At 65.8% G+C, this 278-nt stretch carries 1 protein-coding gene; it reads right to left on the bottom strand.

Annotated features, from left to right (window positions below):
• A partial coding sequence (locus PUR61_RS04455) for an extracellular solute-binding protein (protein ID WP_329875843.1) occupies positions 1 to 278 on the bottom strand: 278 nt, incomplete at both ends.

Below are 278 nucleotides of genomic sequence, written 5' to 3' on the forward strand. Positions count from 1 at the left end.
CCGGCCTCGGTGTTCTGGGTGGAGGTCTTGAAGTCGGGCGAGGTGAGGGTGCCGCCGGCCTGGCAGAGGAAGCTCTCCCAGGTGGAGTTGATGGCGTTGAGGTGGTCGTCCATGCCCTTGAACTGCCAGCCGGCCACCTTCTTCCCGGCTTCGGCGGACTTGGCGGTGATGGTGGCCGCGGTGGACTTCAGCTCGTCCCAGGTCTTGGGCGGGGCGGCGATGCCGTACTGCTGGAGGATGTCGGTGCGGTAGAGCATGACGTCCACGTCGAAGTAGAG

Source organism: Streptomyces sp. BE20 (genome assembly GCF_036322525.1).
Classification (GTDB): domain Bacteria; phylum Actinomycetota; class Actinomycetes; order Streptomycetales; family Streptomycetaceae; genus Kitasatospora.